We start from the raw sequence: 26,192 nt of genomic DNA, 5'->3' as shown, positions 1-26,192 counted from the left end.
ATTCAACAGGGGAGCGAAACCATGAACGACAATCTGTCAACGTCCGCGACCCAGCGGAGGCCGAACGGTGCCGAGTGGATCGGCGGGGAGCCGTCGGTGCTCGTGTTCGACGTCAACGAGACGCTGATCGACTTCGAGTCGATGAACCCGCTCTTCGAGCGGATCTTCGGCGACAAGCGGGTGATGCGCGAGTGGCTCGGCCACCTGATCATGTACTCGATGACCCTCACCCTGTCCGGCCTCTACGAGGGCTACTTCACCCTCGGCCAAGGCCTGCTCAAGATGGTCGGCGACATCCACGGGGTGAAGGTCACCGACTCCGACATCGAGGAGATCGGGCAGGCGATGCTGACGATGCCCGCCCACCCCGACGTGGAGGAGGGGCTGACGCGGATGAAGGACGCGGGTTTCCGGCTGGTGACGCTGACGAACTCCCCGTCCAACCCGCACGGCGAGAGCCCGCTGGAGCACGCCGGCCTCGCGCGCTTCTTCGAGCGGCAGTTCACCATCGAGACCGTCCGCGCCTACAAGCCCGCCTCGCGGGTGTACCACCTGGTCGCCCAGGAACTGGGCGTGCCGCCGTCCACCTGCTTCATGGTCGCCGCGCACGTCTGGGACACGGTGGGCGCCCAGAGCGCCGGCTACACCGCGGGGCTGGTCACCCGGCCGGGCAACGCGCCGCTGCCGGTGGCCTCCCTGCCGCAGCCCAACCTGGTCGCGCCCGACCTGCCGGCCCTGGCCGGGCAACTGATCCGGCGCCGGCGCCCATAGGCCGTACGACCGCCGGATGACCACGTCGTCGAGTCCTGCGCCGCCGCCGAACGACCACGGCGTCTTCCAGCGACATGCTCTTCCGGCGACATGACAGGAGGAGCCATCAGCGCGTTCCAGCGTCAGTACCGCCACCTCGCCGGGCGCGAGCCGCTCTTCGCGCGGCTGCTCGGCGAGTACGGCCAGCCCGATCCCTTCGAGTGGCACGACGGCGGACGCACCGGATCGAGTCACTTCGCCGCGATGGCACTGCACGTCATCGGACAGCGGATCTCCGCCGCCGTGGCGTTCGTCGTCTTCGACCGGGTCGCCGCGGCCACCGGCGCCGTCCCGGCCCCGGACGGCGTCATCGGGCTGGGCGCCGAGCGGTTGCGTGAGTGCGGCCTGTCCCGGGCCAAGGCGTCCTGCGTCCTGGACCTGGCCCGACGGCAGAAGAGCGGGCTGATCGACATCGAGAACATGGCCCCGCTCGGCGACGACGAGGTGATCGCCGCACTCACCGCGGTACGCGGCATCGGCCTGTGGTCGGCGCAGACGTTCCTCATCCGTCAACTCCACCGGCCCGACGTCCTACCGGCCCAGGACGGCGGCATCCGCCGCGCCATCCGCCAGGCCTGGAAGCTCCGCGAACTGCCCGCAGCAGGCGAGGTGCGCGACATGGCGGCCGGATGGGCGCCGTACCGCTCCTACGCGGCCGCGCTGCTGTGGCGGTCGCTACGACCCGCCGGCGAACCCTCCGACCCCAAGGCCCGCGCCCTGAGCCGCGAGGCGACGACCACCGGCTCGCGCACGTCATCGGCGGCGACATGGCCGCCGTCCCACCCGGGACAGGCCTGACGCGCTCCATCCGGATCCACGACGGCGGACCACGGCAACCGAACATCCACCCGAGGCGGGCGTGTCGTCGACCGGCCCGTACCGGACGAACAGGAGAGCCACCATGAAAAGAGAGATCATCCGCGTCGAACCCCTGTCGACCTACCTGGAACGGTGGAAGGCGCCGACCTCGGCCGTGACCCGAAGCGGCGACACCGTCTACGTGTCGGGATTTCCCCCGTTCGACCCCGGCACCGGGGAGGTCGTCCGGGACGCCTGCATCGAACGCCAGACCGAGCTCGTCCTGGAGCAGATGAAACTCTGCCTGGAGACGGCCGGGTCGTCGCTGGACAACGTGCTCAAGTGCAACGTGTACTGCACGTCGGTCGAGAAGTTCGCCGCGGTCAACGCGATCTACGCGCGGTACTTCCCCGGCGAGCCACCCGCCCGGATCTTCGTGGCCGTTCCCGCCTGGCCGGGGACCTTCGACATCGAGATGGACTGCGTCGCCACCGTGTGACGTGTTCGCGCCTTCGCGTCGCGCGCGGTTGAGGATTCTCCGGGAGAGAGCGAGGTCCGCCGGGCCGTCACGGTCTCCGGGAGACGCCGCCGACCCGCGGCTTCATGATCGTTTGGGGTCGATGACACGCTCGTCGACGAGCCCGGCCAGGCGGCGGGTGAGCGCCGGGGAGATCCGCGAGAGCGCGTAGCCGATCCTGCCCTCCGCGGTCACCGTGACGAGGGGAAGGTCGCGGTGGACGGCACGCAGGATGTGCGCGGCCACCCGCTCGGGTGGGTACCCGCGCGCGGCCAGCGCCCTCCCCGCCGGCTCCCCGGCGACCTTGGCGAACTCGCCGACGTAGGTGGCGTTCCGCGCGATCCCCGTGGAGACGAACCCCGGGCAGATCGTGGAGACCCCGATCCCCTGCCCGGCGAGCTCGGCGCGCAGGCAGTCGCCGAGCATCTTCACCGCCGCCTTCGACGTCGAGTACGCGGGCAGCAGCCTGCTGGGCAGGAAGGCGGCGAGCGAGGCCACGTTCACGATGTGACCGCCCTGGCCGCGCTCGGCCATCTGGGCGGCGAACAGGCGGCAGCCGTGGACGACGCCCCACAGGTTCACGTCCAGGGTCCGCCGCCAGTCGTCGGCCGAGTGGTCGAGGAACGGGCCCGCCACCGCGATCCCCGCGTTGTTGACCACGATGTCGGGCACGCCGTGACGGTCCCTGACCAGCCGGGCGAACTCCTCCATCCCCGCCGCGTCCGCGACGTCCACCCGGTGGGCGTACGCCGTGCCCCTGCCCCCGCGCGCGGCGATGCCCTCGGCCGTGCGGCGCGCGGCGTCGAGGTCGATGTCCGCGCAGACCACCTCGGCGCCGTGCGCGGCGAAGGCGCGGGCGGTGGCCCGCCCGATCCCGCCGCCCGCGCCGGTGACCACCACCAGCCGGCCGTCGTACGGACCGCGCTCGCCGGGCCGGTCCCTGCGCAGCTCCCTGGAGGGCGGCGCCCCCTCGACGTGCTCGGCGAACTCGGCGATCATGCGGGCGAGCACGCCGGGGTGGCTGCGCTGCACCCAGTGGCCGGAGGGGACGCGGCGGTGCCACAGCGTGGGTGTCCAGCGGTGCGCCGAGGCGAGCAGCGCGGGGGAGACGAACGGGTCCCCGGTGGCCTCGACGAGCTGGACGGGCATCCGCGGCACGGGCGCGGGCGCGGCGGGGGACGCGCCGCGGCCGTTCAGCATGTTGGCCCGGTAGAGGCCGAGACCGTTCAGGCCGTCCCTGACGAGGGTCTCGGCCGGGTGCCCCGGGCGTCCGGGCGCCCCCACCGACCGGTTCAGCAGGCGCGGCAGCACGGCGCGCAGCACGAGCTCGGGGACGACGGGGAGCTGGAAGGCGCCGATGTACCAGGACCGCAGGAGCTGCCCGGCGACCTCGCGCGGCCTGCCGTGCCGTACGAAGCGCGCGGCCTGGTCCAGGTGCGGGCCGCCGACGGAGGTGAAGGAGAGGACGCGCTCCTCGATGCCCGGCCTGCCGATCAGCCGCCAGCCCTGGATGGACCCCCAGTCGTGCCCGACGAGGTGCACCCCCGGCTTGCCCACCGCGTCGAGGACCGCGGTCAGGTCGGCGGCCAGGTGGTCGTAGCCGTAGCCCTCGGTGGCGCGCGGCGCGCCGGAGAGCCCGGCGCCGCGGACGTCGTAGCGGACCACGTGGAAGCGGTCCTGCAGCAGCGCGGCGACCTCGTCCCAGACGCGGTGGGTGTCGGGGTAGCCGTGCACGAGCAGGACGGTCGGGGCCGCGGGGTCCCCCTGCTCGAACAGCGCCAGCCGGACGTCGCCGGATTGCACCCACCGCACCGCGGCCTCCTGTCGCACGAGGTGCCCGGAACGGCTCTCGCGAGCCCTCCAGGGCCGGACTATTCGGGAGGCTATCCGGACTGGCCGGGGCTGGCGGTCAGGCCGGTGCAGCCGCGCAGCGCCTTCCAGCCCGTGACGGCCTGCTGCCGCCCGGTCCCGGTGAGCGGGATCGGCACCCCGCCCTGGATGGTGGCCGGGGTCCACTGGTCCTTGAGCACCTTGCGGCCGTTGATCGTCAGGGTGAGCACGCCGGTCCTGCCGGTGTCCGGGCCCCAGTTGTAGAAGACGAAGTTGCCCAGGCCGTAGCTGACGTAACTGTTCTTCAGGTATCCGGCGCCGAGCAGGATGTGCGCGTGGCCGCCGACGACGACGTCCGCCCCGGCCGCGACCAGCTTGGGCGCCAGGCCGCGCTGTGCCTCGTTGGGGCACTTCTGCAGCTCGGTGCCCCAGTGCAGGTGGACGATCACGGTGTCGGAGTTCTTGCGCGCCCTGCGCACCTCCTGGATCAGCCGCGCCTCGTCCTTGGCCGAGGCGAGGCCGCCCTGGTCGCCGGTGGCCGTCCACGCCTGGACGAACTCCGCGTCCAGCACCTGGGTCGCGCCGATGATGGCGACGCGGTTGCCGTTCACGGTCGTCCGCCACGGCTTGTACGCCTCGGCCTCGTTCCTGCCCACGCCCACGACGGGGAACCTGGACCGTTTGATCGCGGCGAGGGAGTCCTGCAGCCCGCTCTGCATGTAGTCCATGCCGTGGTTGTTCGCCAGCGAGGCGACGTCCACCCCGGACGCCTTCAGCGCGGTGAGCGCCGCCGCCGGGGCGCGGAAGGTGTACTGCTTGCCGGGGGCGGGGGTGCCGCCGGTGGTGATCGCGGTCTCCAGGTTGACCATCGCCAGGTCGGAGCGCTTGAGCACCTTGGCGATCGGGCCGAGCGCGGTCTTCGGGTCGGCGTTCAGCCGGGTGCGCAGCACGCCCTCGAAGTGCACGTCCCCACCGAAGGAGATGGTGTACGGCCTGCGCTCGGGCGTGGGGGTGGCCTCGGCCGGTTCGGTGGGCTTCTCCACGACGTCGGGGGACGATTCGGGGGCGGCCGACTCGGCCGCGGAGCAGGCCGCGAGAAGCACGGCTGAGGCGGTGATCGCGGCGGCCAGGGCGAGGCGGCGAGCTGTGTACGTGTCCATCGGTATCCGAGGATGCCATCTCCCCCGCCGCCTGTGTCACAACTCGCCCCACCGGATTTGTTTCCCCGGCACGCATGAAACTTGAGTAAGTCGCAAACTTGAATGATTCATATTTAGGTCATACGGTGTGGTCATGGAGGACGAGGACCGGCTTCGGCGGGCGGGCCTGCGGGTGACCGCGGCCCGGCTGGCGATCATGCGGACCGTACGGGAGGGCGACCACCTCGACGTGGACGCCGTCCATCACGGTGTGCGCGGCCACCTCGGCCAGGTCTCCCTGCAGGCCGTCTACGACTCCCTGCGCGCGTTGCACGGGGCCGGGCTCCTGCGGCGGATAGAACCCGCGGGCAGCCCCGCCCGGTACGAGACGCGGATCGATGACAACCACCACCACCTCGCCTGCCGCCGGTGCGGGAAGGTCACCGACGTGGACTGTGTCACCGGCCACGCCCCCTGCCTCGCCCCGGTCTCCGACGCCGGATACCAGGTCGACGAGGCGGACGTGATCTTCTGGGGCGTGTGCCCCGGCTGTCGTTCCGAAGACACTCGACGAAGAGAACCCCCGGAGGAACCCCTATGAGCACCAGGCCCATCACCACCACCGACGCGGGAATCGCCGCGCCGAGCGACGAGCACTCCCAGTCGGTGGGCCCGAACGGGCCCCTGCTGCTGCAGGACCACTACCTGATCCAGAAGATGGCCCACTTCAACCGGGAGCGCGTGCCCGAGCGGGTGGTCCACGCCAAGGGCGGCGGCGCGCACGGCGTTCTCCAGATCACCGAGGACGTGAGCCAGTTCACCAAGGCCGGCCTGTTCCAGAAGGGCAGGGAGACCCCTCTCTTCATCCGCTTCTCCTCGGTCGCCGGTGAGCTCGGCAGCCCCGACACCCAGCGCGACCCGCGCGGCTTCGCGCTGAAGTTCTACACCGATGAGGGCAACTACGACCTCGTCGGCAACAACACGCCCATCTTCTTCATCCGGGACCCGCAGAAGTTCTCCGACTTCATCCACAGCCAGAAGCGCCGCGCCGACACCAACCTGCGCGACCACGACATGCAGTGGGACTTCTGGACGCTCTCGCCGGAGAGCGCCCACCAGGTGACGTTCCTGATGACCGACCGCGGCACCCCGGCGTCCTGGCGCCACATGCACGGCTTCGGCTCGCACACCTTCCTCTGGTACAACGCCGCTGGCGAGAAGTTCTGGGTCAAGTACCACTTCAGGACCGACCAGGGCATCAAGAACTTCACCGACGCCGAGGCCGGGGCGGTCATCGCGCAGGACGCCGACTTCCATATCCGCGACCTGCACACCGCGATCGCGAAGGGCGACCACCCGTCCTGGACGGTGAACGTCCAGATCATGCCGTTCGAGGCCGCCGCCGACTACCGGTTCAACCCGTTCGACCTGACCAAGGTGTGGCCGCACTCCGACTACCCCGAGATCACGATCGGCAGGTTCACGCTGAACCGCAACCCGGCCAACTACTTCGCCGAGGTCGAGCAGTCGAGCTTCGAGCCGGCCAACCTGGTGCCGGGCATCGGCCCGTCGCCGGACAAGATGCTCCAGGGCCGGCTGTTCTCCTACCCGGACGCCCACCGCTACCGCATCGGCGTCAACTACCAGCAGTTGCCGATCAACGCGCCGAAGGCTCCCGTCCACAGCTACAACAAGGACGGCCACATGCGCTTCAACAACCCGGGCGACCCGGTCTACGCCCCCAACAGCGTCGGCGGCCCCGCGGCCGACCCGCTGCTGTACGAGGGCGAGCACTACCAGGTGACCGGCGAGATCATCCGCTCCGCCTACACCCTGCACCGCGAGGACGACGACTTCGTCCAGCCCCGTGCCCTGTGGGAGAACGTGCTCTCCGACACCGACCGCTCCCACCTGGTGAGCAACGTCGTCGGCCACGCCTCCGCCCCGGAGGTCACCGCCGAGACGAAGGAGCGCGTCGTCGAATACTGGACGAACATCCACAAGGACCTCGGCCAGAGCGTCGCCCACGGCCTCGGCATCGCCTCCGAGTAGTCACGGTCCCTCTCTCGTACGGCTCGCGCCTCTCCGGAGGTGCGGGCCGTACGGCTTTCTCCCGGCGCGCAAAAGGGGCTGTCCCGCCATTGGGCAAGCCCCCCTGGTCCTGGAAGAACATTCGCTCAGAGGTCGAAGTCCCCGCCCTTCACCGCGGCGACGAACGCGATCCAACCGGGGCCGCCGAAGACCAGCACCGGCCCGCCCCTGTCCTTGCTGTCCCTGACCGCGAATCCCCGCCCGTGCAGGTGGGCCACCTCGACGCAGTTACCGCTCGCGGCACTGAGCCCGCTTTTTCGCCACACTTGAGATAGGTCCATATCGGACACAACGCCACCTTTCCCCCACAGAACACTGCAAGGCACTTTAAGGATGAAGGCGCAATCAAGAACTTACAAGACATTAAAGAGTGACCAGCGCACCCGGCGCGAAGCCTGGCACAGCGCCTCGATGTGCGATGATTCCCCAGGCCGTCGGCAGGCCGGAATCCATCCGACGGTTGAGGAATCCGAGATTCGCGGCAATTCCAGTGGGCGGCTCCTGTGCTCCTCCGCGAGTGCCGGGGCCGCTTCCGCTTAGAGGTCGAACTCCCCGTCCCTCACTCCGTCGACGAAAGCCCTCCACTCGCCGGGAGTGAAGGAGAGGACGGGACCCGACCGGTCCTTGCTGTCGCGGACTCCCACGTGTCCGCCGCCCAGCGACGCCACCTCGACACAGTTGCCGTTGGTGCCACTTCGCACGCTCTTCTTCCAGATCACGTCATCGTGATTGCTTGCGCTCATCATTCTTCCCAAAAATGATGGGACACGCGGCGCGGAGAATCCGTCGCTACCTGTCCCAGTACTTGATTGTCTTTTTAATGATCTCCTGTGATGCCGTCTCGTCGAGGGCCCGTTCCATCAGATAACCAAAGGCGCGTTCGTACTGATAGACCTTTTCCGCGTCCTCGACGAACCGTCCTCCGGGGAGAAGCTCCTCGTAGACGACGTCCTGGAAGTCGGGAAACGTCAGGTGCAGGAACGCGCCGGTGGACACCGGCGGCGGAACGTCCTGGGGAAGGACTCTCATCTCCACGTGCTCCAGCTCCGACACCTCGATCAGATGCACGAGCTGGTCCCGCATGACGCGAGGGTCGTCGCCGTACTGGTTCTTCAGCACGGATTCGTGGAGCACGCTCACATGGGTCAGCGGATCGGTGCTGTGCAGCAGGGTGCGCTGCCGTGCCACCCGTATCTCGACCCGGTCCTGCAGCCAGCTCGGCGGAACCTGGCTGGCGTGCTGGTTCGCCCAGGCGACGGACCGGACGTAATCCTCCGTCTGGAGAAGGCCGGGCACGATCTGGGGTTCCCAGTTTCGTGCCACGGTGGCCTCGGCCTCCATCCCGATGAGCGTGATGTAGTCATCGGGCACGGAACCGCGGTATCTCTCCCACCACCCCTTCCGGGCGGCGTCGCGCCGCAGCGTGACCAGAACCTCCCGCAGGGACTCGTCGACCCCGTAGAGGTCGGCGAGCACCTCGACGTCGACCTCGCTGGCCAGCGTCTTGGCGGTCTCGATCCGGCTGACCTTGGCGGTCGACCATCGCAGGCGCTCGGACACCTCGTCGCCGGTCAGGTGCAGGCCTTCGCGAAGCCTGCGTAACTCCAGACCCAGCCGACGCCGGCGGAGCGCTGGACTGCCACGTTGCGGCATCACGACCTCCTCACCATGACGGGCGGGCGTGCGTCACGGCCTCAACAGGAACCCGACGAATGATAGTGCAAATTACACAGTCACTTGCAGTGCATGTGTGGAAGTTTATTGCTTTTTTCCTTACGGCAAGTCTTGCAGCCAAATCTATGCTGAGCGACTATCAGAACAGGAAGCTTCTCGAAAGACCGGGGGAGCCACCGGTGATCATCCGGGGGAGCGTCTTCGAGAACCTTCGTGAGCCACGCGGTACGGGAGGGGCGCGCGGTTGTCCGGCAACGGCGCCGTCTTCCACGAAACGGAGTCGACGCGGGGAGGCCAGCAGGGGGAGCGCGAAAATCGGCCGGCGACGGCCCAGCGTCGCACGCATAAAAAAAGTGCCCCTATCGGGCCCAAAAAACACCGGGCCGGCGGCCACCGACCCGGTTTGGCACAAGAACTCCGCGTCAAAGCCACGAAGGGAGTCTCCTATGTCCTTCCACCGTACCAACAGAACCCACGGAATCAAGACCTTCATCCTCGATCTGATCTATGTGACCGACCGAGAGCTCTACATGGACCAGGACGAGTGGGCCTATCGGCTCGGGTGGACGGTGACCAGGATCGGATTCGGGGCCAGGCACTACCGCGAGCCCCGGTTCGACCTCCTCAAGGCCGAGCGGATCGCCGCTCCCGCGCTCGCCCTGGCGCCCGTCCGCGACGAGGGGGTGGGCGGTGACGTCGCGGCGTGACCTCCGTCACGGCCGCCACGGCGGCCGGCCTCCCGGCCGGGCGGGCCTCCTCGTCCGGGCGTGGCGCTGGCGGACGGAGGTCGTCCTGCTCGCCGGCGCCCTGTCCCTCACGGCCACCGTGGTCCTCTCTCTCCGGGAGGGCGACTGGTGGCCGTTTCTCGTTCTGGCCGGCACCGCCGGTGTCCTCGTCACCTCCGGCTTCTGGAGGAGCTGGGTGACGGCGCACGCGTGGTGCCTGGTCTCCCGGCACCGCATCCGGCGGGCGTGCGCGGAGACCGGGATACACACCCGCTCGGGCCGGCTGCCGCTGGTCCTGTGGATCACCCCCTCGGCGCTGGGGGAGAAGGCGCTCGTCCTCGCCAGGGCCGGGACCTGCGCCGAGGACTTCGACGCCTTCTCCGCCGAGATCGCGGCGGCGTGCTACGCCCGCGACGCCGTGGTCCTCCGGCACGGCAGGTGGTCGAACCTGCTCACCGTCGAGATCGTCCGCGGGGACGAGGCCACCGGTCCCCCGGTGGGTCTCGACCGGTTCTACGGGCGGACGGGCTGGGTGAGCCCGCGGACCGGGCGGGCCGCGAAGGAGGGGCCCGACACCCGCCTCACCGCCGTCCCGCTCCCCGCGACGGGCGAGTTCCCTGAGCCGGACGAGTTCCCTGAGCCGGACGAGTTCCCCGGACGGCGGCGACAGGCCGCGTGAGGCGGGAGGACCGCAGGACGGGAGGCCCCGGAGTTCGCGCTCCGGGGCTTCCCCGTGGACCGGGCGGCGGCCATGATGAGTCCACTCGCCGAACTCAGGAGTGCCGATGAGAACAGCGCACCGGACCTGCCCCCTCTGCGAGGCCGTCTGCGGCCTCCGGCTCACCCTCGACGACGCCGGGCACGTCACCTCGGTCAAGGGCGACCGCGACGATCCCTTCTCCAAGGGGTTCATCTGCCCCAAGGGCGCCACCCTGGGCCACCTCGACGAGGACCCCGACCGGCTGCGCGTCCCGATGATCCGGACGGGCGGCGAGTGGCGCGAGGCGTCCTGGGACGAGGCGTTCCGCGCGGTCGCGGACGGCCTCGCGGGCGTGGTCGACGCCCACGGCCGCCAGTCGCTCGCCGTCTACCTCGGCAACCCGAACGCCCACTCCATGGCGGGCGCCCTGTACGGCGGGGCGCTGATCCGCGCCCTCGGCACCCGCAACGTCTTCTCCGCGAGCACCGCCGACCAGATGCCCAAGCACGTCTCCTGCGGCCTGATGCTCGGCGACCCGCTCGCCATCGCGGTGCCCGACCTGGACCGCACCGACTACCTGCTGATGCTCGGCGCCAACCCGCTGGAGTCCAACGGCTCGCTCTGCACCGCCCCCGACTTCCCCGGCCGCCTCAAGGCCCTGCGCGGGCGCGGCGGCAAACTCGTGGTCGTCGACCCGCGCCGCACCCGCACCGCGGCCCTCGCCGACGAGCACCTGTTCGTCCGCCCGGGTACGGACGCCTACCTGCTGTTCGGCATCGTCCACACCCTCTTCGCCGAGAACCTCACCTCGGCCGACGCCGACGCCGACGCCGACGCCGACACCAAGATCGAGATCGACGGTGTCGGGATCAACGGGCTGGACGAGGTCAGGCGGCTGGCGGAGGACTTCGCCCCCGAGACGGTGGCCCCGATGTGCGGGGTGCCCGCCGGGGAGATCGTACGGCTGGCACGCGAACTGGCCGCGGCCCCGACGGCCGCCGTCTACGCCCGCATCGGCACCTGCACCGCCGAGTTCGGCACCGTCGCGCAGTGGCTGGTCGACGTCGTCAACGTGCTGACCGGCAACTTCGACCGCCCTGGCGGGGTCATGTTCGCGAAGCCCGCCGTGGAGAACGGCCGCCGGAGCAGGCCGTACGTCACGGGACGCTGGCACAGCCGCGTCCGGGGGCTGCCGGAGGCGAACGGCGAGATCCCGGTGGCCACCCTCGCCGACGAGATCGAGACGCCGGGCGAGGGACAGGTCAGGGGGCTGGTCACGGTGGCCGGAAACCCGGTGCTGTCGGCGCCGGGCGGGCCCCGGCTGGACCGGGCCTTCCGGGACCTGGAGTTCATGGTCTGCGTGGACCCGTACCTGAACGAGACCACCCGGCACGCGAACGTCATCCTGCCGCCGCCGCGCGTGACGCAGTCGCCGCACTACGACCTGTCGCTGCTGGCCTTCGCGGTCCGCAACTACGCGCGGTTCTCCCCGCCGGTCCTGCCGCTGGAGCCGGGGCGTCCCTCGGAGTCCGAGATCATGGCGCGGCTGACGATGATCGCCTCCGGGCAGGGCGCGGACGCCGACCCGGCCGCGCTCGACGAGCTGATCCTCGACCGGATGCTCCGCAGGGCCGTCGAGACGCCCGGCTCCCCGGTGGAGGGCGCGGACCCGGCCGAGCTGCGCGCCTCCCTGGACGGCGGCAGCGGGGCCGAGCGGCGGCTGGACGCCATGCTCAGGCTCGGCCCGTACGGGCTCTCCCTGGCCACCCTGCTGGCGAACCCGCACGGTATCGACCTGGGCCCGCTGGAGCCCCGGCTGGCGGAGATCGTCCGTACGGCTTCGGGGCGGGTGGAGCTGGCCCCGCCGCGGCTGGTCGAGGACGCGGCGCGGCTGCGCGGGCGGCTCGCCGTCCCGCCCGCGGAGATCGTGCTGATCGGACGGCGCCACCTGCGGTCCAACAACAGCTGGCTGCACAACGTGGAACCTCTGGTGGGCGGGACCAACCGGTGCACCCTGCAGATCAACCCGGACGACGTGAGCAGGCTCGGGCTGGGCGAGCGCGCCGTGGTGCGCTCGGCCGCGGGCGAGCTGGTCGTGCCGCTGGAGCCGACCGACACGATCATGCCGGGGGTGGTGAGCCTGCCCCACGGGTGGGGGCACTCGGGCACCTCGCAACCGGTGGCCGCCAAGCACGCCGGGGTGAACGCGAACACGCTCACGGACGATTCCGTCGTGGACGCGCCCTCGGGAAACGCCGTGTTCAACGGGGTTCCGGTCACCCTCGGCCGGGCGTGATCCCATGATCGCTCGGAAAAGCGGGATCGACGCGCATTAGGCTTGCGCGCGTGACCACCCCTCCAGCACAGGACCGTCTGCACGCTCAGCTCACCTTCGCCATGGAGATCGACAAACTCAGACGCGTCGTCCGCCGCAACACCCTCATGGACGGGTCGCGGCGGGAGAACGACGCCGAGCACTCCTGGTACGTGGGCATGCTGGCGATGGTCTTGGCCGAGCACGCACCACCGGGCACCGACCTCGACAGGGTCGTCGCGATGCTGCTCGTCCACGACATCGTCGAGATCGACGCGGGAGACACGTTCATCTACGACGCCTCGGCCGTCGAGGCCCAGCTGGGCATCGAGCGCAAGGCCGCCGACCGGATCTTCGGGCTGCTCCCCTGCGACCAGGCCACCCGGCTGCGCGAGCTCTGGGACGAGTTCGAGGAACGCAGGACCCCGGAGGCCCGGTTCGCCAAGGCCCTCGACCGGATCGCGCCCATCATGGCGAACCATCACAACGAGGGCGGCACCTGGTCGCTGTACAAGGTGACGGCCGAGCAGGTGCTGGAAAAAGTGAAGATCATCGAGGAGGGATCGGCGACACTGGGTGCCTACGCCACCGAGATCATCGCCCTCTCCGTCAGCCGGGGGCATTTGGCGCGTGCATAACGTCTTTCTCGGGTAGGTCCCTATGGGTTGAGAAAGGGGCGATGGTGAAGGAAACCGTAAAAACAGGGCGCCGGACCTTCAGACGTCTGGTGCCCGGGGTCGAGCTCACCGATCGGATCGAGCGCTCACCCAGGGCTGACAGGCCGATCCGCATACTCGCCAAGGCCGTACGCCGGCGGATCGGCCCCGGGCCGCTCCGCGACCTGCTGCACGGGGTGCCGACCGGCAAGCCGCTCCATCCGCCGCTCGCCAACCTCAGCCTGGGGCTCTGGGCCGCGACGGCGGTGCTGGACGTGACCCGTCACGACCCCCGGGCGTCGCGGGTGCTGGTCGCCGGCGGGCTCGCCACCGCGATGCCCGCGGTGGCCGCGGGCGTCACCGACTGGTCCGCGCTCCACCGCGAGCAGCAGCGGGTGGGGTTCGTGCACGCGATCGCCAACCTGACCGCCCTCGGGCTCTACGCCGGTTCGCTGGTGTTCCGGATGGCCGGGCGCGACCGGACCGGGCGGGTGCTGTCGTTCGCCGGGCTGGGCGCCGCGAGCCTGGGCGGCTACCTCGGCGGCCACCTGGCCTACCGGCAGGCGGCCGGGGCCAACCACGCCGAGTCCGTCGCCCACCTGGTCCCGCTGGGCTGGCACGACCTGTGCGAGCTCGGCGACCTGCCCGACGGGCGTCCGGTGACGCGGCGGCTCGGCTACATCGACCTGTTCGTGCTGCGCGTCGGCACCGGGGTCACGGTGCTCGCCGACCAGTGCGCCCACCTGGCGGGCCCGCTCCACCAGGGGCGGCTGATCTCGGAGGAGGGGACCGCCTGCGTGGTCTGCCCGTGGCACGGGAGCACCTTCAGGCTCTCCGACGGAGCCGTCGTGCACGGCCCGGCGACCGCTCCCCAGCCGTCCTTCGAGACCCGGATCCGCCGCGACGGCGTGCTCCAGGTCCGCCCCGCGCAGATGTGACCGGACCCCATGGCTCCCGTACGGGGGCATGCGTCCGGTGACCTGGGCGCGACGCGGGCTCCGCGCCCCGCCCAGGGGTGATCGTCACGTCCGTGACAGGCGCGTCCGTGATCAGGTACGACCGTGATCGGGCGCGTCCGTGATCGGGCGCGTCCCACCCGGGCGTGACGAGAGCCGGCCCGCCGCCGGACCGGTCTATGCCGGCTTGCCGTCGGCGGGGTGTTCGACCAGGGCGAGAATACGGCTGGACATGAAGCGGGCGGTGCGCACGGCCGTTCCGCTCCGGGTGACCTCGCTCACCTCGACGACGCCGCCTCGGGCGTTGGCCACCTCAACGCGGCGGCCCGCTCTGGTGGCGCTGACCTCGTAGGTACGGGAACTGTCTCCTGCGTCGATGACAACCTCGACTTTGTCACCTTTCATACCTATATAGGTACCCGGTAGGGGGCAGGTTCACCCGTACACCAGTTTGACTATCGCCACGACTCCGATACAGACGATGAACCAGCGCAGCACCGGGGCGGGCAGCCTCCTGCCGATCTTCGCGCCGAGGAAGCCGCCGATCGCGGCGCCCAGCGCCACCATCAGGGCCGCGAGCCAGTCGACCTCCGCGATCACGATGAACAGCACCGCGGCCGCCGCGTTGACCAGCAGCGCGAGCACGTTCTTGGCCGCGTTGATCCGCTGCAGGCGGTCGTCGAGGAAGGTGCCCATCAGCCCGATGAGCAGTACGCCCTGGGCCGCGCCGAAGTAGCCGCCGTAGACGCCGCACGCGAGGACGCCGCCCCAGAGCCAGGGGCCGCCGTGCGGGCGGGCGTGCTCCCGCCGGGCGCTCAGCCATCCGTTGAGCCTCGGCTGGATCACCACCAGCACGCACGCCACGCCGATCAGGACGGGCACGACGATGTCGAACGTCTCCGCGGGAAGGTAGAGCAGGAGCACCCCGCCGGCCACCGCGCCGACCACCGCGGGGACGGCCAGCCTGACCAGCCTCCGGCGCTGTCCCCTCAGCTCGGCCCGGTAGCCGAGCGCGCCGGTGAGCGATCCGGGGACGAGGCCGACGGTGTTGGAGACGTTGGCGACGACCGGCGGCATGCCCAGCGCGACCATCGTCGGGAACGTGATCAGAGACCCGGAACCGACGACGGCGTTGATGCCCCCGGCCCCGATGCCGGCCACGAAGATCGCGACCGCCTCCCACGGTGTCATGCACTTCCCCTCACTGGTAAGGCTCGCGCCCATGACAGGTGCACGGCACTCACCGGATGGTAAGAGGAGATCGACGGTCGTCCGGTGGCCGGGGTGTCATTAAGGGGCGTCCTTAAGGCGTGTCCTTAAGGACGCTTTCTCAGGGGATGTCCTCGGCGGGAGCGTCCCTGACCGCGGATCCCCCTCTGACCGGGAATCCCTCCGTCCGGTCAGGCCTGTTCGTGCCCGGGGGCCCGTCCCCGGCCGGAGGCCTGTCCGTGCCCGGGAACTCGTCCCAGACCGAAAACCTGTCCGTGCCCGGAGACCCGTCTTCGCCCGAAAACTTGTCCATGCCCGGAGCCCTGTCCATGTCCGGGGACCTGTCTTCGCCCGAGGACCTGTCCACGTCCAAGGGCCTCTTCACGTCCGGGGGCCCCTCCGCGTCCGGGGACTCCTCCTTGGCAGGGAGGAGGTCCGCCAGGCTTTCGAGGACCCGTTTCAGGTCCGGTGAGGCACTCCCCGGCGTGCCGTCGTCCCCCTTGGCGACCCCGCGGAGGGCCCGCAGGTACTCGTGGACGAGAAGCTCCGAGTCGGGCCTGCCCTCGTGGACGGCGCGGAAGAGCAGGTCGATCGCGTCGGCCTCCCCCCTGGCCCGCGTCGCCCTGGCCTCGGCGTCGGCCCGCGCCCTGAGCACCGTGGCCTCCGCCTCGCCGCGCGCCCTCAGCACGGCGGCCTGCCGCTCGCCCTCGGCGGCGAGGACGGCCGCCTGTTTCCGCCCCTCGGCCGCGAGCACCGCGGCCCGCCTGTCGCGGTCGGCGCGGGCCTGCCTCTCCATGGACTCCTGGACGGAGACGGGCGGATCGACCGCCGTGAGCTCGACCCGGCCGACGCGGAGGCCCCACGCGCCCGTGGCGGCGTCGAGCGTCTCGCGCAGCCCGGCCTCGATCTCCTCGCGGGAGACCAGTACGCGGTCCACGTCCATCGCGCCGACCACGTCACGCAGCGTGGTCACCACGAGCCGCTCGACGGCGACCAGGAAGTTGGCGATCTCGTAGGTGGCCGCGCGGGCGTCGACCACCTGGAGGGAGACGGCCGTGTCGACGGAGACGACGAGGTTGTCGGCGGTGACGACCGCCTGCGGCGGGAAGGCGACGACCCGCTCGCGAAGGTCGACCATGTCCTTGATCCGGTCGATGAACGGCACCACGAGGCTCGGCCCGGGGGCGAGCGTCCGGTGGTAGCGCCCGAACCGCTCCACGACGCCCGCCGTGGCCTGCGGCACGACGCGGACCGTCCGGTAGGCGGCGAACCCCGCCACGGCCACGACGACGAGCGCGGCGACAAGCCATTCCATGAGCCATCCCGGGTGGTCGAGTCACGTGGAACTCTTGACCCGGCAGGATATTTGCTTTTCCCTTCACCGGCCTTTGAACGACCGAAACGATCTCGGAACTACCTCAGAGCTGGTGCGCCCGTGCGTACCAGCGGCCGTCGCGCCCCCGGTCCAGGGTGAGCGGGACGCTGAAGGTGCGCGACAGGTTCTCCGCGGTCATCACCTGGTCGATCGGGCCCTGGGCCACCACGGAACCGTGCCGCAGCAGCAGCGCGTGGGTGAACCCGCTGGGCACCTCCTCCACGTGGTGGGTGACCAGCACCATGGTCGGCGCCTTCGGGTCGTGCGCGAACGTCGCCAGGCGGCGGACCAGGTCCTCGCGCCCGCCCAGGTCCAGGCCCGCGGCGGGCTCGTCCAGCAGCAGCAGCTCCGGGTTGGGCATGAGCGCGCGGGCGATCTGGACCCGCTTGCGCTCGCCCTCGGACAGCGTGTTGAACCGGCGCCGGATCAGGTGGGCGCAGCCGAGCTGGTCGATCAGCTCGACGGCGCGCGTGACGTCGTGGGAGTCGTACTCCTCCGTCCAGCGGCCGAGGATGGCGTACGAGGCCGTGAGCACCAGGTCGATGACCTTCTCCTCCGGCGGAACCTTCTCCGCCAGCGCGGCGCTCGCGAGCCCGATGCGGGGCCGGAGCTCGAAGACGTCACTCTGACCGAGCCGCTCGCCCAGGATCTCGACGACGCCCTCGGTGGGGAACAGCATCGCCCCGACCACCTGCAGCAACGTCGTCTTCCCCGCGCCGTTGGGACCGATGACGACCCACCGCTCGTCCTCGTGAACGGTCCAGTCGATCTCCCGCAGCAGGGCCGCTCCGTCCCTGCGGACGGTGACGTCCTGTAGCCGAAGCACTTGACCGCCCATCCCTTATGCCTCCTTGTGAATCGCTGGAACAAAACCTATTGCAGGGCAAGCGCATATCGTGGATCGGTGCACCCTGATTCACCGATCTCGGCCACCCTGGTCTGCTGGGGCAATGCCTGGCTCGCCGGACAGGTAGGCCTCGACGAGGCCGCCGACCGCGTTGAGCGGCAGGCAGGCCCCCAACTCGTCGCCGGTGAGACCGGCGACCTCCCCCTCCGGGCGTTCCTCGCCGACCTGCGGATCGAGGGCATGAGGTCGCTGCGCCTCGCCCTTCCCATCGCGGGCGACCCGCTCGGGCTCACCGGACCGCCCCCCTTCAACTCCGCCGCCATCGAGGCCGGGCAGGCGGCGACAGCCGTGCTTCCCAGCAGGTGCCTCGGGCTGATCCCGGTAAACGACCGCCGCGGGTCATCGTACGCCGGGGTTCGCTGGACCGTGCTGGAGGCCCGTACCACGGCCCCCGACCTGCCCTCGCTCGCCGAGGCGGAGCACGAGCTGACCCGTGCCATGCGCGTGGCCACCGACGCCCTGCTCGGCGTGGAGGGGCCCGTCCAGGGCCATCGGCGGCTGGAGATCGTGGACGACGGCCTGGCCCCCGGCTACCCCGCCAGGGCGCACCGGGTCGCCGCCCTGGCCGCCCGCCTCGCCGCGGTGCTCCGGGTCGCCGACGACCGCGGGCTCACCTCGGGCCAGATCGCGGTACGCGGTGAGGCTCTGCGCGAGCTCGACCGCGCGGTGCGCCGGGCCCGGGTGGTCGCCCACCACGCCATCACGGAGCTGGTCTGACGGCCGTGACGGCCCGGGGGGGATCACCGGGCGGAGGTCGGTTTCCAGGGCTCGGCCGAGCCGGTCTGACGGCCCGGGGGCGGATCACCGGGCGGAGGTCAGCTTCCAGAGCTCGGCCGAGCCGGTCTGACGGTCCGGGGGCGGATCACCGGGCGGAGGTCAGCTTCCAGAGCTTGACCGCGCGGTCCCTGCCCGCCGAGACGGCCAGGGTACGGTCGCCGACGGTGATGACGCCCACCGAGTAGACCCCGCCCTTGTGGGCCTTGACCGGTTTGCCGAGGGGCTTGCCCCCGGCCGGGTCCCAGAGCCGGACGGTCCCGTCCGTACTGCCCGACACCAGCACCGTGCGGCCGTCGACCTCGCCGAACGCCAGGGAGTAGACGTTGCCGCCGTGGCCGCCGAGGGGCTTGCCGACGGTCTTGGACGTCTTGGGGTCCCAGATCCTGATCTTCTTGTCCTTGCCGCCCGAGGCGATCACCGTGCGGTCGCCCAGCTTGCCGAAGGCCACCGAGAAGACCGGCCCGCTGTGCCCCCGGTAGACCTTGCCGTACCGCTTCCTGGTGACGAGGTCCCAGACGCCCAGCGTCTCGTCGGCGCTGGCGGACACGACGACGGACCGCTTGCCGACCTTGCCGAAGGCGAGCCAGTTGACGTCGTTGCGGTGCGCGGAGATGGTCTTGAGCAGCCTGCGGCTCTTCAGGTTCCAGAAGTAGAGGGTGCCGTCGCCGTCCCCGGTGACGGCGAGCGGCGAACCGTTCACGGTGCCGGCCGCGGCGGCGAAGACCGCGATGGGGTGGTGGCCCAGGGCCGTGCTCTTGCGGGACTTCAGGCTCCACAGGCGGACGGAGTGGTCGTAGCCGCCGGTCACCGCGTACGGTTTGCCGCCGAAGGTGACGGTGGCGACCGCGTAGACCTCGCCCCGGTGGCCACGGAGCCGGTGGAGCCGCTTGTGCTTGGCCGGGTCCCAGAGCCCGAGCGAACCGTCCTGGCTGCCCGAGACGACGGTGAGCCTCTTCCCGATTTTGACGCCGGCGAGGGACTGGACGGCCTTGGTGTGCCCCTTGAGCGTCTTGCCGTCCTGGCCGTCGAAGGTCACCGCCGTGGCCGGAGGGGCGGGCGGCTCGGACGGCCCGGGGGTGGGGGCGGTCGTGAGGCTCGCCGTGGGCGCGGGGGTCATCGCCCGCGTGACGGCGGTGGGAGCCTGCGTGACTTGCGTGGTCTGCGTGGTCTGCGTGGTCTGCGTGGGGGGAGCCGGGGAGGCGGTCGCCGGGGACAGGGTGGAGGGGACCGGGGGTGGCTTCCCCGTACCGTCGCCGGCCAGGGCGTTCCGGGTGGCCGGAGGGTCCTCGGGGGTCGTGGCGTCGCCCCGCAGGTTCGGCACCGCCACCAGCGCGGCGGCGGCCAGGGTGAGGGCCCCCGAGAGCACCGCGGTCACCAGGACGGCGCGCCTGCGCCGCGCCCCGCGCTCGCCGGGCTCGCCGGGCGCCGCGGGGGCCGCGTCGGCGAAGATGTCCGGACGCTGTGGCGGCGGCGGGGGGTAGACCCCCTCGGGCGGTACGGGAACCGGAGCGGGCCGCCGTCCCACGGGCGTCAGGTTGCCCGGGTAGCGCGCGGGGCCCGCGGGGGAGGCGAAGGGGTTGACCACGGGCGGAGGCCCGCCCGGCGCGCCTGGGCGCCTCCGGGGGGCATCGGGGGCGGCACCCGGAGCAGCGCCGGGACGGCCACCGGGAGCACGGCCGGAGGTGGCATCGGGTCTCCTGCCCCTCGGGTCCTCCCCCGACGGTCGCACCCACACCGTCTCGGGTGCGGACGACCCCTCACCGGCGGGCGGCCGTCCGTCGGCGGGTGCGTCCGCGGGTGCGTCGGCGGATGGCTTCTCACCGGCGGGCGCCCCCTCGTCGGCGGGCGACCGCTTACCGGAGGGCGGCTGCTCGTCGGCGGGTGGCCGCTTGTCGGCGGGTGCCGGGGACACAGGCGACACGGACGGCACGAGCGGTACGGACGGCACGAGCGGTACGGCCGACGCGGCGGGAGTCTCGTCGGACTGGGTCTCCAGGAGCGCGAACAGCACCTCCGAGGCGCTGGGCCGCTCCGCGGCGTTCTTGCTGAGGCAGGAGGCGACGATCGGCCGCAGGGTGTCGGGGAGCGCGGACAGGTCGGGGCTCTCGTTCATCACCCTGTAGATGACCGCGGGCACGCTGTCCTGGCCGAACGCGGGCCGCCCGGTCGCGGCGAAGGTCATCGTCAGCGCCCAGCTGAACATGTCGGACGAGGGCTCGACGCGGTGCCCGGAGACCTGTTCCGGCGACATGTAGGCGGGGGTGCCGACCACACCGCTCGTCACCGTCATCGCCGAGTCCAGTGCCCTGGCGATGCCGAAGTCGATCACGCGGGGTCCGTCGGGGCCGAGCAGCACGTTGCTGGGCTTGAAATCGCGGTGCACGATGCCCGCCCGGTGGATGGCGGCCAGCGCGGTCACGGTGCCGACCGCGAGCCGGTGGAGCACGTTGCCGCGCCGGGGTCCCTCGGACTGCACGACCCGCTGCAGGGACACGCCCTCGACCAGCTCGCTCACGATGTAGGGGCGGTCGCCGTCCATGTGGGCGCCCAGCACCTGGGCCGTGCAGAACGGCGCCACCCGGCGGGCGGCGGAGACCTCGCGGAGGAACCGGTCGCCGTCCATGCCGGTGTCGCTCAGCCGGGGGTGGAGCAGCTTGATCGCGACCATCGCCCCGTCGGGTCCACGGCCCGCGTAGACCACGCCCTGTGCCCCCTCGCCGAGGCGGCCGAGCAGCCGGTAGTCACCCAGTGACTCGGGGTCCTCCCTGCGCAGCGGGTTCGTGTCCGGCACGTGAGCCTCCCCGTTGTCCAGCCGTGAGTCGCTGGCGTCCCCGAGTAACCAAAGATACGCAAACAAGGAATGTTGAGGTAGATCATTCACTATTCCGGCGAGTCCTGCTTACGACATAATTCATGAAACAAATGGTGACTACGATCACCCCTAGCTCGTGCGGAGACGCCCATGCGCCGAAGCTTCGGCACGCTTCTAGGTCTCAGCCTCATCGCTCCGCTCGCGATCGTCCCCACCGCCTCGGCCGCCGTCGTGAACGCGCCGCCCCTGGCCCCCTCCGCGCCCCTGCCCGCGCTGGCCGCCGCCGCCTCGGCGCGGCAGGACAGGCCCTGGTCGGCGTTCAAGGTCTCGGTGAAGGCACCGAAACGGGTCAGGAACGGCCGCGAGTTCATGTACGAGGTCAAGGTCACCAACCGGGGGCCGAGAGAGGCCGACTACTTCTACGTCGGCGGGACCGTCCTACCAAAAGGCATTAACGACACCGTTTACTACAAAGGCCCCAAAGGCACTGATTGCGACTTCTACGACGACGGCTTCTGGTGCGTGACGCCATGGATCCTCGAGAAGGGCGACTCCGAGACGGTACGCATCTGGGTGAAGCTCAAGAAGCGGACCAAGGGCATCGCGGTCGCCAAGCTCGGCGCCGACACCTGGAACGTCCCGACCGGAGGCGGGGACCTCAGCCGCGAGGAGTGGAAGCGGCTGGCCTTCCCCAACTGGTACTACCTCAAGACGGTCAAAACCAAGATCGTCCACCCCACGCCGCCCAAACCCAAGTCCAAGGGCGGAGGGGGCGGTTACAACCCACCACCCCCACCGCCCCCGCCTCCGCCGCCCCCGCCGCCGCCGGACCGGCGCGAGGAGAAGAAGGACACCTGACGGCGTAGGGGTCCCACGCCCGGACCGGGTACCGCCGGACCGGCCACCGCCAGATCCGGCGGCGCCCGATCCGGCGGCGCCAGGTCCGGCTCCGTCAGGTCCGGCTCCGTCAGGCCTGGCGTTGCCGGGTTCAAACGCCGTCAGGTCCGGCGTCGTCAGGCCTGGCGTCGCCAGGTTCACACGCCGTCAGGTCCGGCGTCCGGCCTGACGGCGTCCAGCCCGGTGCCGCGCTGTCAGACCAGGCCGTGCCGTGCCGTGCCGTCGGGCCAGACCGCGCCGTCAGGCCAGGGCAAGCCGTACCGTCAGGCCAGGCCGTTCCGTACCGCGTAGAGGGCGGCCTGGGTCCTGTCCTGCACGCCCAGCTTCATCAGCACGTTGGAGACGTGGGTCTTCACCGTCTTCTCCGCCACCGTGAGCTGCCTGGCGATCTCCCGGTTGGAGCGGCCCGACGCGATCAGCGCGAGCACCTCGCGCTCCCGGTCGGTCAGCGGCACCACGTGCCTGCCCTCGTGCCCGCCCTCCCCCGGGGCCGGGACGGGCCCGGGACCCGACAGCATCGCCTCGGCGGCCTCGGGAGCGAGCAGCACCTGGCCGCCGTGCACCGCCCGGATCGCCTGCACGAGCGCGGCCGGTTCGACGTCCTTGTAGAGGAACCCCGCCGCGCCCGCCCGCATCGCCGGGGCCACGTCGCCCCTGTCGCTGACCGAGGTCAGCACGAGCACCCTCGGCGACAGCCCGCGTTCGCCCAGCAGGAGCAGCGCGCCGAGCCCGTCGAGGACCGGCATCCTCAGGTCGAGCAGCAGCACGTCGGGGGCGAGGGACCCGACCAGGGCGACCGCCTCGGCGCCGTCGGCGGCCTCGCCGACCACGTCGAGGTCCTCCTGCAGGTCCAGGAAGGTGCGAAGGCCCTGCCGGACGACCGGGTGGTCGTCGGCGATCAGGACGCGGATCATCCGGGCACCTCCATCCGGACGAGCGTGCCCCGTCCGGGCTCCGACCTCACCCGTACGACCCCGCCGACGGACTCCGCCCTGTCGCCCATCGAGGCGATGCCCAGCCCCCGGCCCGCCGCGGCGGTCACGTCGAACCCGGCCCCGTCGTCGCTCACCTCCAGGAACACGCGCCCGCCCTCGCAGCCCAGCCGGACCTCGACGGCGCGCGCCGCCGAGTGCCTGGAGGCGTTGTGCAGCGCCTCCTGGGCCACCCGGAGGACGGCCACCTCGGTCGCCGGTTCGAGCTCGCACACCGGGGCCTCCTCGAACGAGAACGCGGCCGGGTGCAGCCGGTCGAGCAGGCGGACGTGCTTGCGGAGCGTCTCGGCCAGGCCGTGCCGGTCGAGCTCGGCCGGGCGGAGCTCCACGATCACCGCGCGCAGCTCGGCCAGCGCCTCGCCCGCCAGCCGCTCCACCCGGTCGAGCTCCCGCAGCGCCCGTACGGGATCGTCGACGACCAGCGACGCCGCGGCCTGCGCGGTGAGGCGCAGCGAGAACAGCTTCTGGGTCACCGCGTCGTGCAGCTCCCTCGCCATCCGGGTGCGCTCCTCGACCAGCGTGAGCTCCCTGCCCCGCTCGTACAGGCGGGCGTTGGTGAGGGCGATCGCGGCGTGCGCGGCGAACATCGTGAGCAGCCGCTGGTCGGCCTCGGTGAACCCGCCGGGGGCCCGCTTGTTGGACAGGAAGATGATGCCGAGCACCTCGTCCCCGTCGAGGATCGGCACCCCGAGGAAGTCCTTGAGCACCGGATGGGCGCGCGGCCAGTACTCGAACCTGGGGTCCCTGCGGATGTCGGGCAGCCGGACCGGCGCGCCCTCGCGCAGCATCGCGCCGAGCATGCCGTGCTGGCGGGGCATCGGCCCGATCTCGTCCCACTGCTCGTCGGAGATGCCCTCGGCGACGAACTCGGCGAACGCCCCCTGGTCGTCGGGCACGCCCAGCGCGGCGTAGCGGGCGTCCAGCAGCCGCCGCGCCGACCGCACGATGACCTGGAGCACCTCCCGGACCGACAGATGCCTGGTCACCGCGAGGACGGCCGAGCTCACCGCGTGCAGCACGGCGTCCCTGTCCTCGCCGTCCTCGCTCTCCTTGTTCCCGGGGCTCACGAACCGACTCTAGGCGGTGGCGGGCGGCCACCGCGTACGCCATCGGTCCTAGGCCCATCAGCCCATCCCGGGCCGGGTCCGGCGGCCGATGTGGGGCGGGCACCCGGCTCCTAGCGTCGAGGCATGACGAAGACCGCACTCATCACCGGCGCCTCCCGCGGCCTCGGCCTGGCACTGGCCCGCTCCCTCGCCGCCGACGGCTGGCGGCTCATCCTCACCGCGCGGGGCGAGGACGCGCTGCGCGCCGCCGCGGCCGGGCTCGGCGCCCTCGCCCTGGCCGGGGACGTCGCCGACCCCGCCCACCGGGACCGGCTGGCGCTGGCCGTACGGGAACACGGCGGGCTGGACCTGCTGGTCAACAACGCGTCGGGGCTGGGCGCCGTCCCGCTGCCACCGCTGGCCGGATACCCGGCCGACACCCTTGAGGAGCTGTTCCGTATCAACGTCCTGGCCCCGCTGGCGCTGATCCAGGCCAACCTGCGCGGGCTCAGGGAGCGGCGCGGCGCGATCGTGAACATCTCCTCCGACGCGGCGGTGGAGGCGTACGAGGGCTGGGGCGGGTACGGCGCGACCAAGGCGGCCCTGGAGCAGATCTCCCACGTGCTGGCCGTCGAGGAGCCGGACGTCGCGGTCTGGTGGGTCGATCCGGGTGAGATGTCCACCAGCATGCTCGCCGACGCGGTCGGCGCCGGGGAGGCGGCGGAGGCCCCGGCCCCGGAGACCGTCGTGCCCACCCTGCGGCGGCTCATCGCCGACCGCCCGGACAGCGGCCGGGTGAGGCACGAATGAGCGGGCGGGAGGGCCGTACCGGAGACTGGGGAGGGGTCGCGAGCCTGCCCGTGGCGGACGCCATGGCCGCGGACTTCGTGCTCCCGCGCGAGCTGGAGGCGCACGAGCCGCCGGAGGCCCGGGGGCTGGCCCGTGACGGGGTGCGCCTGCTGGTCTCGGACCGGAGCACCGGGGAGGTCGGCCACCACGCGTTCTCCGAGCTTCCCGGCCTGCTCGGCCCCGGCGACCTGCTGGTGGTCAACAACTCCGGCACGCTCCCCGCCGCCGTCCGGCTCGACCGGCTCGCGGTGCACTTCTCCACCGAGCGGGAGGACGGGACGTGGCTGGTCGAGCTCCGGCGGCGCCGTGTTCCCGGGGTTCCCGGGGTTCCCGGAGGCCCCGAGAGCACCGAGCCGGCCGGTGAGCCCTACCGGGGCGGCGCGGACGGGGAGTGGCTGCCGCTGCCGGGCGGGGCGACGCTGCGGCTGCTCGGGCGCGAGACGCCGCGCCTGTGGCGGGCGAGCCTGGACCGCGAGGTCACCGGCTACCTGCGCCGGTACGGCGTGCCGATCCGCTACTCGTACGTGGACAGGGACTGGCCGCTGGCCGACTACCAGACCGTGTTCGGGGTCCGGCCAGGCAGCGCGGAGATGCCCAGCGCGGGGCGGCCGTTCACCACCGGGCTGGTGACCTCCCTGGTGTCGCGCGGGGTCGGGATCGCGCCGATCACCCTGCACACGGGGGTGGCGTCCCCCGAGAAGGACGAGCCGCCGTACCCGGAGCGGTTCGAGGTGCCCGAGGCCACCGCGCGGCAGGTGGAGCTCGCGCGGGAGTCCGGCGGCCGGGTGATCGCGGTCGGCACGACCGTGGTCCGGGCGCTGGAGACAGCCGCGCTGGCCACCGGCCGGGTCCGGGCCGCGGACGGCTGGACCTCGCACATCGTCACCCCCGAGGTCGGGGTGCGGGCGGTGAACGGCCTGCTCACCGGGCTGCACGAGCCGCGCTCCAGCCACCTGCTGATGCTGTCGGCGATCGCCGGGCGCGACCTGCTCTCGCGGTCGTACGCGGAGGCGCTCGGGGAGGGCTATCTCTGGCACGAATTCGGCGACGTCCACCTGATCGCCGGATAGCCGGATAGCCGGATAGCCGGCCAGTCAGTCACAAGGGTTTTCCAAGTC

General features: G+C 71.5%; 26 protein-coding genes. 14 read left to right on the top strand and 12 right to left on the bottom strand.

Annotated elements, in window-relative coordinates:
- Positions 1 to 21 precede the first annotated feature (21 nt).
- The 3 genes from ABT053_RS11835 to ABT053_RS11825 all read left to right on the top strand — a co-directional run bounded on the left by ABT053_RS11835 (position 22) and on the right by ABT053_RS11825 (position 2,107).
- Positions 22 to 771, top strand: a complete 750-nt coding sequence (locus ABT053_RS11835; RefSeq protein ID WP_350968917.1) for a haloacid dehalogenase type II — start codon at positions 22 to 24, stop codon at positions 769 to 771.
- A gap of 90 nt (positions 772 to 861) precedes the next feature.
- The gene (locus tag ABT053_RS11830; protein ID WP_350968916.1) at positions 862 to 1,608 is read left to right on the top strand and encodes a DNA-3-methyladenine glycosylase family protein; all 747 of its coding nucleotides are present in this window, start codon (positions 862 to 864) and stop codon (positions 1,606 to 1,608) included.
- Positions 1,609 to 1,711: 103 nt separating this feature from the next.
- Positions 1,712 to 2,107, top strand: a complete 396-nt coding sequence (locus ABT053_RS11825) for a RidA family protein (protein ID WP_350968915.1) — start codon at positions 1,712 to 1,714, stop codon at positions 2,105 to 2,107.
- 102 nt (positions 2,108 to 2,209) lie between these two features.
- Here ABT053_RS11825 and ABT053_RS11820 read toward each other — a convergent pair whose 3' ends face one another.
- Both ABT053_RS11820 and ABT053_RS11815 read right to left on the bottom strand, forming a co-directional pair.
- The gene (locus ABT053_RS11820; RefSeq protein ID WP_350968914.1) at positions 2,210 to 3,937 is read right to left on the bottom strand and encodes an SDR family oxidoreductase; all 1,728 of its coding nucleotides are present in this window, start codon (positions 3,935 to 3,937) and stop codon (positions 2,210 to 2,212) included.
- Between the two features lie 71 nt (positions 3,938 to 4,008).
- The gene (locus ABT053_RS11815) at positions 4,009 to 5,115 is read right to left on the bottom strand and encodes a CapA family protein (protein WP_350968913.1); all 1,107 of its coding nucleotides are present in this window, start codon (positions 5,113 to 5,115) and stop codon (positions 4,009 to 4,011) included.
- A 133-nt stretch (positions 5,116 to 5,248) separates the two neighbouring features.
- Between ABT053_RS11815 and ABT053_RS11810 the strand changes: the two genes are divergently transcribed.
- Both ABT053_RS11810 and ABT053_RS11805 read left to right on the top strand, forming a co-directional pair.
- Positions 5,249 to 5,695 (top strand): Fur family transcriptional regulator, encoded by a 447-nt coding sequence (locus ABT053_RS11810; protein WP_350968912.1) that lies wholly within the window; start codon positions 5,249 to 5,251, stop codon positions 5,693 to 5,695.
- A complete protein-coding gene (locus tag ABT053_RS11805; protein ID WP_350968911.1) occupies positions 5,692 to 7,146 on the top strand; it encodes a catalase in 1,455 nt (484 codons plus the stop codon). The genes ABT053_RS11810 and ABT053_RS11805 overlap by 4 nt, the downstream gene beginning before the upstream one ends.
- 125 nt (positions 7,147 to 7,271) lie before the next feature.
- Here ABT053_RS11805 and ABT053_RS11800 read toward each other — a convergent pair whose 3' ends face one another.
- The 3 genes from ABT053_RS11800 to ABT053_RS11790 all read right to left on the bottom strand — a co-directional run bounded on the left by ABT053_RS11800 (position 7,272) and on the right by ABT053_RS11790 (position 8,838).
- A complete protein-coding gene (locus ABT053_RS11800; RefSeq protein WP_350968910.1) occupies positions 7,272 to 7,466 on the bottom strand; it encodes a DUF397 domain-containing protein in 195 nt (64 codons plus the stop codon).
- A 255-nt stretch (positions 7,467 to 7,721) separates the two neighbouring features.
- Positions 7,722 to 7,928 carry a DUF397 domain-containing protein gene (locus tag ABT053_RS11795; protein WP_350968909.1) on the bottom strand — a complete coding sequence of 69 codons (207 nt, stop codon included), beginning with the start codon at positions 7,926 to 7,928 and terminating at the stop codon, positions 7,722 to 7,724.
- A 46-nt stretch (positions 7,929 to 7,974) separates the two neighbouring features.
- On the bottom strand, positions 7,975 to 8,838 hold the full coding sequence (locus tag ABT053_RS11790; protein WP_350968908.1) for a helix-turn-helix domain-containing protein: 864 nt from the start codon (positions 8,836 to 8,838) through the stop codon (positions 7,975 to 7,977).
- Between the two features lie 467 nt (positions 8,839 to 9,305).
- Between ABT053_RS11790 and ABT053_RS11785 the strand changes: the two genes are divergently transcribed.
- From ABT053_RS11785 to ABT053_RS11765, 5 genes are all read left to right on the top strand, one after another.
- On the top strand, positions 9,306 to 9,566 hold the full coding sequence (locus tag ABT053_RS11785; RefSeq protein ID WP_350968907.1) for a hypothetical protein: 261 nt from the start codon (positions 9,306 to 9,308) through the stop codon (positions 9,564 to 9,566).
- Complete coding sequence (locus tag ABT053_RS11780; RefSeq protein WP_350968906.1) at positions 9,550 to 10,263, top strand: hypothetical protein; 714 nt, start codon at positions 9,550 to 9,552, stop codon at positions 10,261 to 10,263. The genes ABT053_RS11785 and ABT053_RS11780 overlap by 17 nt, the downstream gene beginning before the upstream one ends.
- A gap of 106 nt (positions 10,264 to 10,369) precedes the next feature.
- The gene (locus ABT053_RS11775) at positions 10,370 to 12,580 is read left to right on the top strand and encodes a molybdopterin-dependent oxidoreductase (protein WP_350968905.1); all 2,211 of its coding nucleotides are present in this window, start codon (positions 10,370 to 10,372) and stop codon (positions 12,578 to 12,580) included.
- Between the two features lie 101 nt (positions 12,581 to 12,681).
- Complete coding sequence (locus ABT053_RS11770; protein ID WP_350969258.1) at positions 12,682 to 13,236, top strand: HD domain-containing protein; 555 nt, start codon at positions 12,682 to 12,684, stop codon at positions 13,234 to 13,236.
- An 89-nt stretch (positions 13,237 to 13,325) separates the two neighbouring features.
- A complete protein-coding gene (locus ABT053_RS11765; RefSeq protein ID WP_350968903.1) occupies positions 13,326 to 14,192 on the top strand; it encodes a Rieske (2Fe-2S) protein in 867 nt (288 codons plus the stop codon).
- A 195-nt stretch (positions 14,193 to 14,387) separates the two neighbouring features.
- On the opposite strand, the gene ABT053_RS11760 is transcribed toward ABT053_RS11765, so the two are convergent.
- The 4 genes from ABT053_RS11760 to ABT053_RS11745 all read right to left on the bottom strand — a co-directional run bounded on the left by ABT053_RS11760 (position 14,388) and on the right by ABT053_RS11745 (position 17,632).
- On the bottom strand, positions 14,388 to 14,615 hold the full coding sequence (locus ABT053_RS11760) for a DUF8836 family protein (RefSeq protein ID WP_329088968.1): 228 nt from the start codon (positions 14,613 to 14,615) through the stop codon (positions 14,388 to 14,390).
- Positions 14,616 to 14,645: 30 nt separating this feature from the next.
- Positions 14,646 to 15,401 (bottom strand): sulfite exporter TauE/SafE family protein, encoded by a 756-nt coding sequence (locus ABT053_RS11755; protein ID WP_350968902.1) that lies wholly within the window; start codon positions 15,399 to 15,401, stop codon positions 14,646 to 14,648.
- 139 nt (positions 15,402 to 15,540) lie between these two features.
- Entirely contained in the window at positions 15,541 to 16,734 is a 1,194-nt protein-coding gene (locus tag ABT053_RS11750; protein WP_350968901.1) for an SPFH domain-containing protein, read from the bottom strand.
- A gap of 103 nt (positions 16,735 to 16,837) precedes the next feature.
- The gene (locus tag ABT053_RS11745) at positions 16,838 to 17,632 is read right to left on the bottom strand and encodes an ABC transporter ATP-binding protein (protein WP_350968900.1); all 795 of its coding nucleotides are present in this window, start codon (positions 17,630 to 17,632) and stop codon (positions 16,838 to 16,840) included.
- A gap of 66 nt (positions 17,633 to 17,698) precedes the next feature.
- Between ABT053_RS11745 and ABT053_RS11740 the strand changes: the two genes are divergently transcribed.
- The gene (locus ABT053_RS11740; RefSeq protein ID WP_350968899.1) at positions 17,699 to 18,418 is read left to right on the top strand and encodes an Rv1486c family protein; all 720 of its coding nucleotides are present in this window, start codon (positions 17,699 to 17,701) and stop codon (positions 18,416 to 18,418) included.
- A 145-nt stretch (positions 18,419 to 18,563) separates the two neighbouring features.
- Here the strand turns inward: ABT053_RS11740 and ABT053_RS11735 are convergent, their stop codons facing one another.
- On the bottom strand, positions 18,564 to 21,269 hold the full coding sequence (locus ABT053_RS11735) for a protein kinase domain-containing protein (protein WP_350968898.1): 2,706 nt from the start codon (positions 21,267 to 21,269) through the stop codon (positions 18,564 to 18,566).
- Positions 21,270 to 21,440: 171 nt separating this feature from the next.
- On the opposite strand from ABT053_RS11735, the gene ABT053_RS11730 reads away from it, so the two are divergent.
- The gene (locus ABT053_RS11730) at positions 21,441 to 22,148 is read left to right on the top strand and encodes a hypothetical protein (RefSeq protein WP_350968897.1); all 708 of its coding nucleotides are present in this window, start codon (positions 21,441 to 21,443) and stop codon (positions 22,146 to 22,148) included.
- A gap of 302 nt (positions 22,149 to 22,450) precedes the next feature.
- Here the strand turns inward: ABT053_RS11730 and ABT053_RS11725 are convergent, their stop codons facing one another.
- On the bottom strand, positions 22,451 to 23,101 hold the full coding sequence (locus ABT053_RS11725; RefSeq protein ID WP_350968896.1) for a response regulator: 651 nt from the start codon (positions 23,099 to 23,101) through the stop codon (positions 22,451 to 22,453).
- Entirely contained in the window at positions 23,098 to 24,246 is a 1,149-nt protein-coding gene (locus tag ABT053_RS11720) for a GAF domain-containing sensor histidine kinase (protein ID WP_350968895.1), read from the bottom strand. Before ABT053_RS11720 ends, ABT053_RS11725 begins: the two co-directional genes overlap by 4 nt.
- Positions 24,247 to 24,369: 123 nt before the next feature.
- Between ABT053_RS11720 and ABT053_RS11715 the strand changes: the two genes are divergently transcribed.
- Together ABT053_RS11715 and ABT053_RS11710 are read left to right on the top strand one after the other, a co-directional pair.
- A complete protein-coding gene (locus tag ABT053_RS11715) occupies positions 24,370 to 25,035 on the top strand; it encodes an SDR family NAD(P)-dependent oxidoreductase (protein ID WP_350968894.1) in 666 nt (221 codons plus the stop codon).
- Positions 25,032 to 26,144, top strand: coding sequence for an S-adenosylmethionine:tRNA ribosyltransferase-isomerase (locus ABT053_RS11710; RefSeq protein ID WP_350968893.1), 1,113 nt, complete (start codon positions 25,032 to 25,034; stop codon positions 26,142 to 26,144). Before ABT053_RS11715 ends, ABT053_RS11710 begins: the two co-directional genes overlap by 4 nt.
- Positions 26,145 to 26,192: the final 48 nt, after the last annotated feature.

Origin of the sequence: Streptosporangium sp. NPDC002524, from assembly GCF_040295985.1 — a bacterium.
Taxonomy (GTDB): domain Bacteria; phylum Actinomycetota; class Actinomycetes; order Streptosporangiales; family Streptosporangiaceae; genus Streptosporangium.
Note: the sequence above shows the minus strand (reverse complement) of the source record. Positions and strands in the feature narration are given on the sequence as shown.

Coding starts and splice junctions, on each gene's coding strand:
- ABT053_RS11835 (WP_350968917.1), top strand. CDS start 22: ATGAACGACAATCTGTCAACGTCCGCGACCCAGCGGAGGCCGAACGGT.
- ABT053_RS11830 (WP_350968916.1), top strand. CDS start 862: ATGACAGGAGGAGCCATCAGCGCGTTCCAGCGTCAGTACCGCCACCTC.
- ABT053_RS11825 (WP_350968915.1), top strand. CDS start 1,712: ATGAAAAGAGAGATCATCCGCGTCGAACCCCTGTCGACCTACCTGGAA.
- ABT053_RS11815 (WP_350968913.1), bottom strand. CDS start 5,115: ATGGACACGTACACAGCTCGCCGCCTCGCCCTGGCCGCCGCGATCACC.
- ABT053_RS11810 (WP_350968912.1), top strand. CDS start 5,249: ATGGAGGACGAGGACCGGCTTCGGCGGGCGGGCCTGCGGGTGACCGCG.
- ABT053_RS11805 (WP_350968911.1), top strand. CDS start 5,692: ATGAGCACCAGGCCCATCACCACCACCGACGCGGGAATCGCCGCGCCG.
- ABT053_RS11800 (WP_350968910.1), bottom strand. CDS start 7,466: ATGGACCTATCTCAAGTGTGGCGAAAAAGCGGGCTCAGTGCCGCGAGC.
- ABT053_RS11795 (WP_350968909.1), bottom strand. CDS start 7,928: ATGAGCGCAAGCAATCACGATGACGTGATCTGGAAGAAGAGCGTGCGA.
- ABT053_RS11790 (WP_350968908.1), bottom strand. CDS start 8,838: ATGCCGCAACGTGGCAGTCCAGCGCTCCGCCGGCGTCGGCTGGGTCTG.
- ABT053_RS11785 (WP_350968907.1), top strand. CDS start 9,306: ATGTCCTTCCACCGTACCAACAGAACCCACGGAATCAAGACCTTCATC.
- ABT053_RS11775 (WP_350968905.1), top strand. CDS start 10,370: ATGAGAACAGCGCACCGGACCTGCCCCCTCTGCGAGGCCGTCTGCGGC.
- ABT053_RS11770 (WP_350969258.1), top strand. CDS start 12,682: ATGGAGATCGACAAACTCAGACGCGTCGTCCGCCGCAACACCCTCATG.
- ABT053_RS11760 (WP_329088968.1), bottom strand. CDS start 14,615: ATGAAAGGTGACAAAGTCGAGGTTGTCATCGACGCAGGAGACAGTTCC.
- ABT053_RS11755 (WP_350968902.1), bottom strand. CDS start 15,401: ATGACACCGTGGGAGGCGGTCGCGATCTTCGTGGCCGGCATCGGGGCC.
- ABT053_RS11750 (WP_350968901.1), bottom strand. CDS start 16,734: ATGGAATGGCTTGTCGCCGCGCTCGTCGTCGTGGCCGTGGCGGGGTTC.
- ABT053_RS11745 (WP_350968900.1), bottom strand. CDS start 17,632: ATGGGCGGTCAAGTGCTTCGGCTACAGGACGTCACCGTCCGCAGGGAC.
- ABT053_RS11730 (WP_350968897.1), top strand. CDS start 21,441: ATGCGCCGAAGCTTCGGCACGCTTCTAGGTCTCAGCCTCATCGCTCCG.
- ABT053_RS11725 (WP_350968896.1), bottom strand. CDS start 23,101: ATGATCCGCGTCCTGATCGCCGACGACCACCCGGTCGTCCGGCAGGGC.
- ABT053_RS11715 (WP_350968894.1), top strand. CDS start 24,370: ATGACGAAGACCGCACTCATCACCGGCGCCTCCCGCGGCCTCGGCCTG.
- ABT053_RS11710 (WP_350968893.1), top strand. CDS start 25,032: ATGAGCGGGCGGGAGGGCCGTACCGGAGACTGGGGAGGGGTCGCGAGC.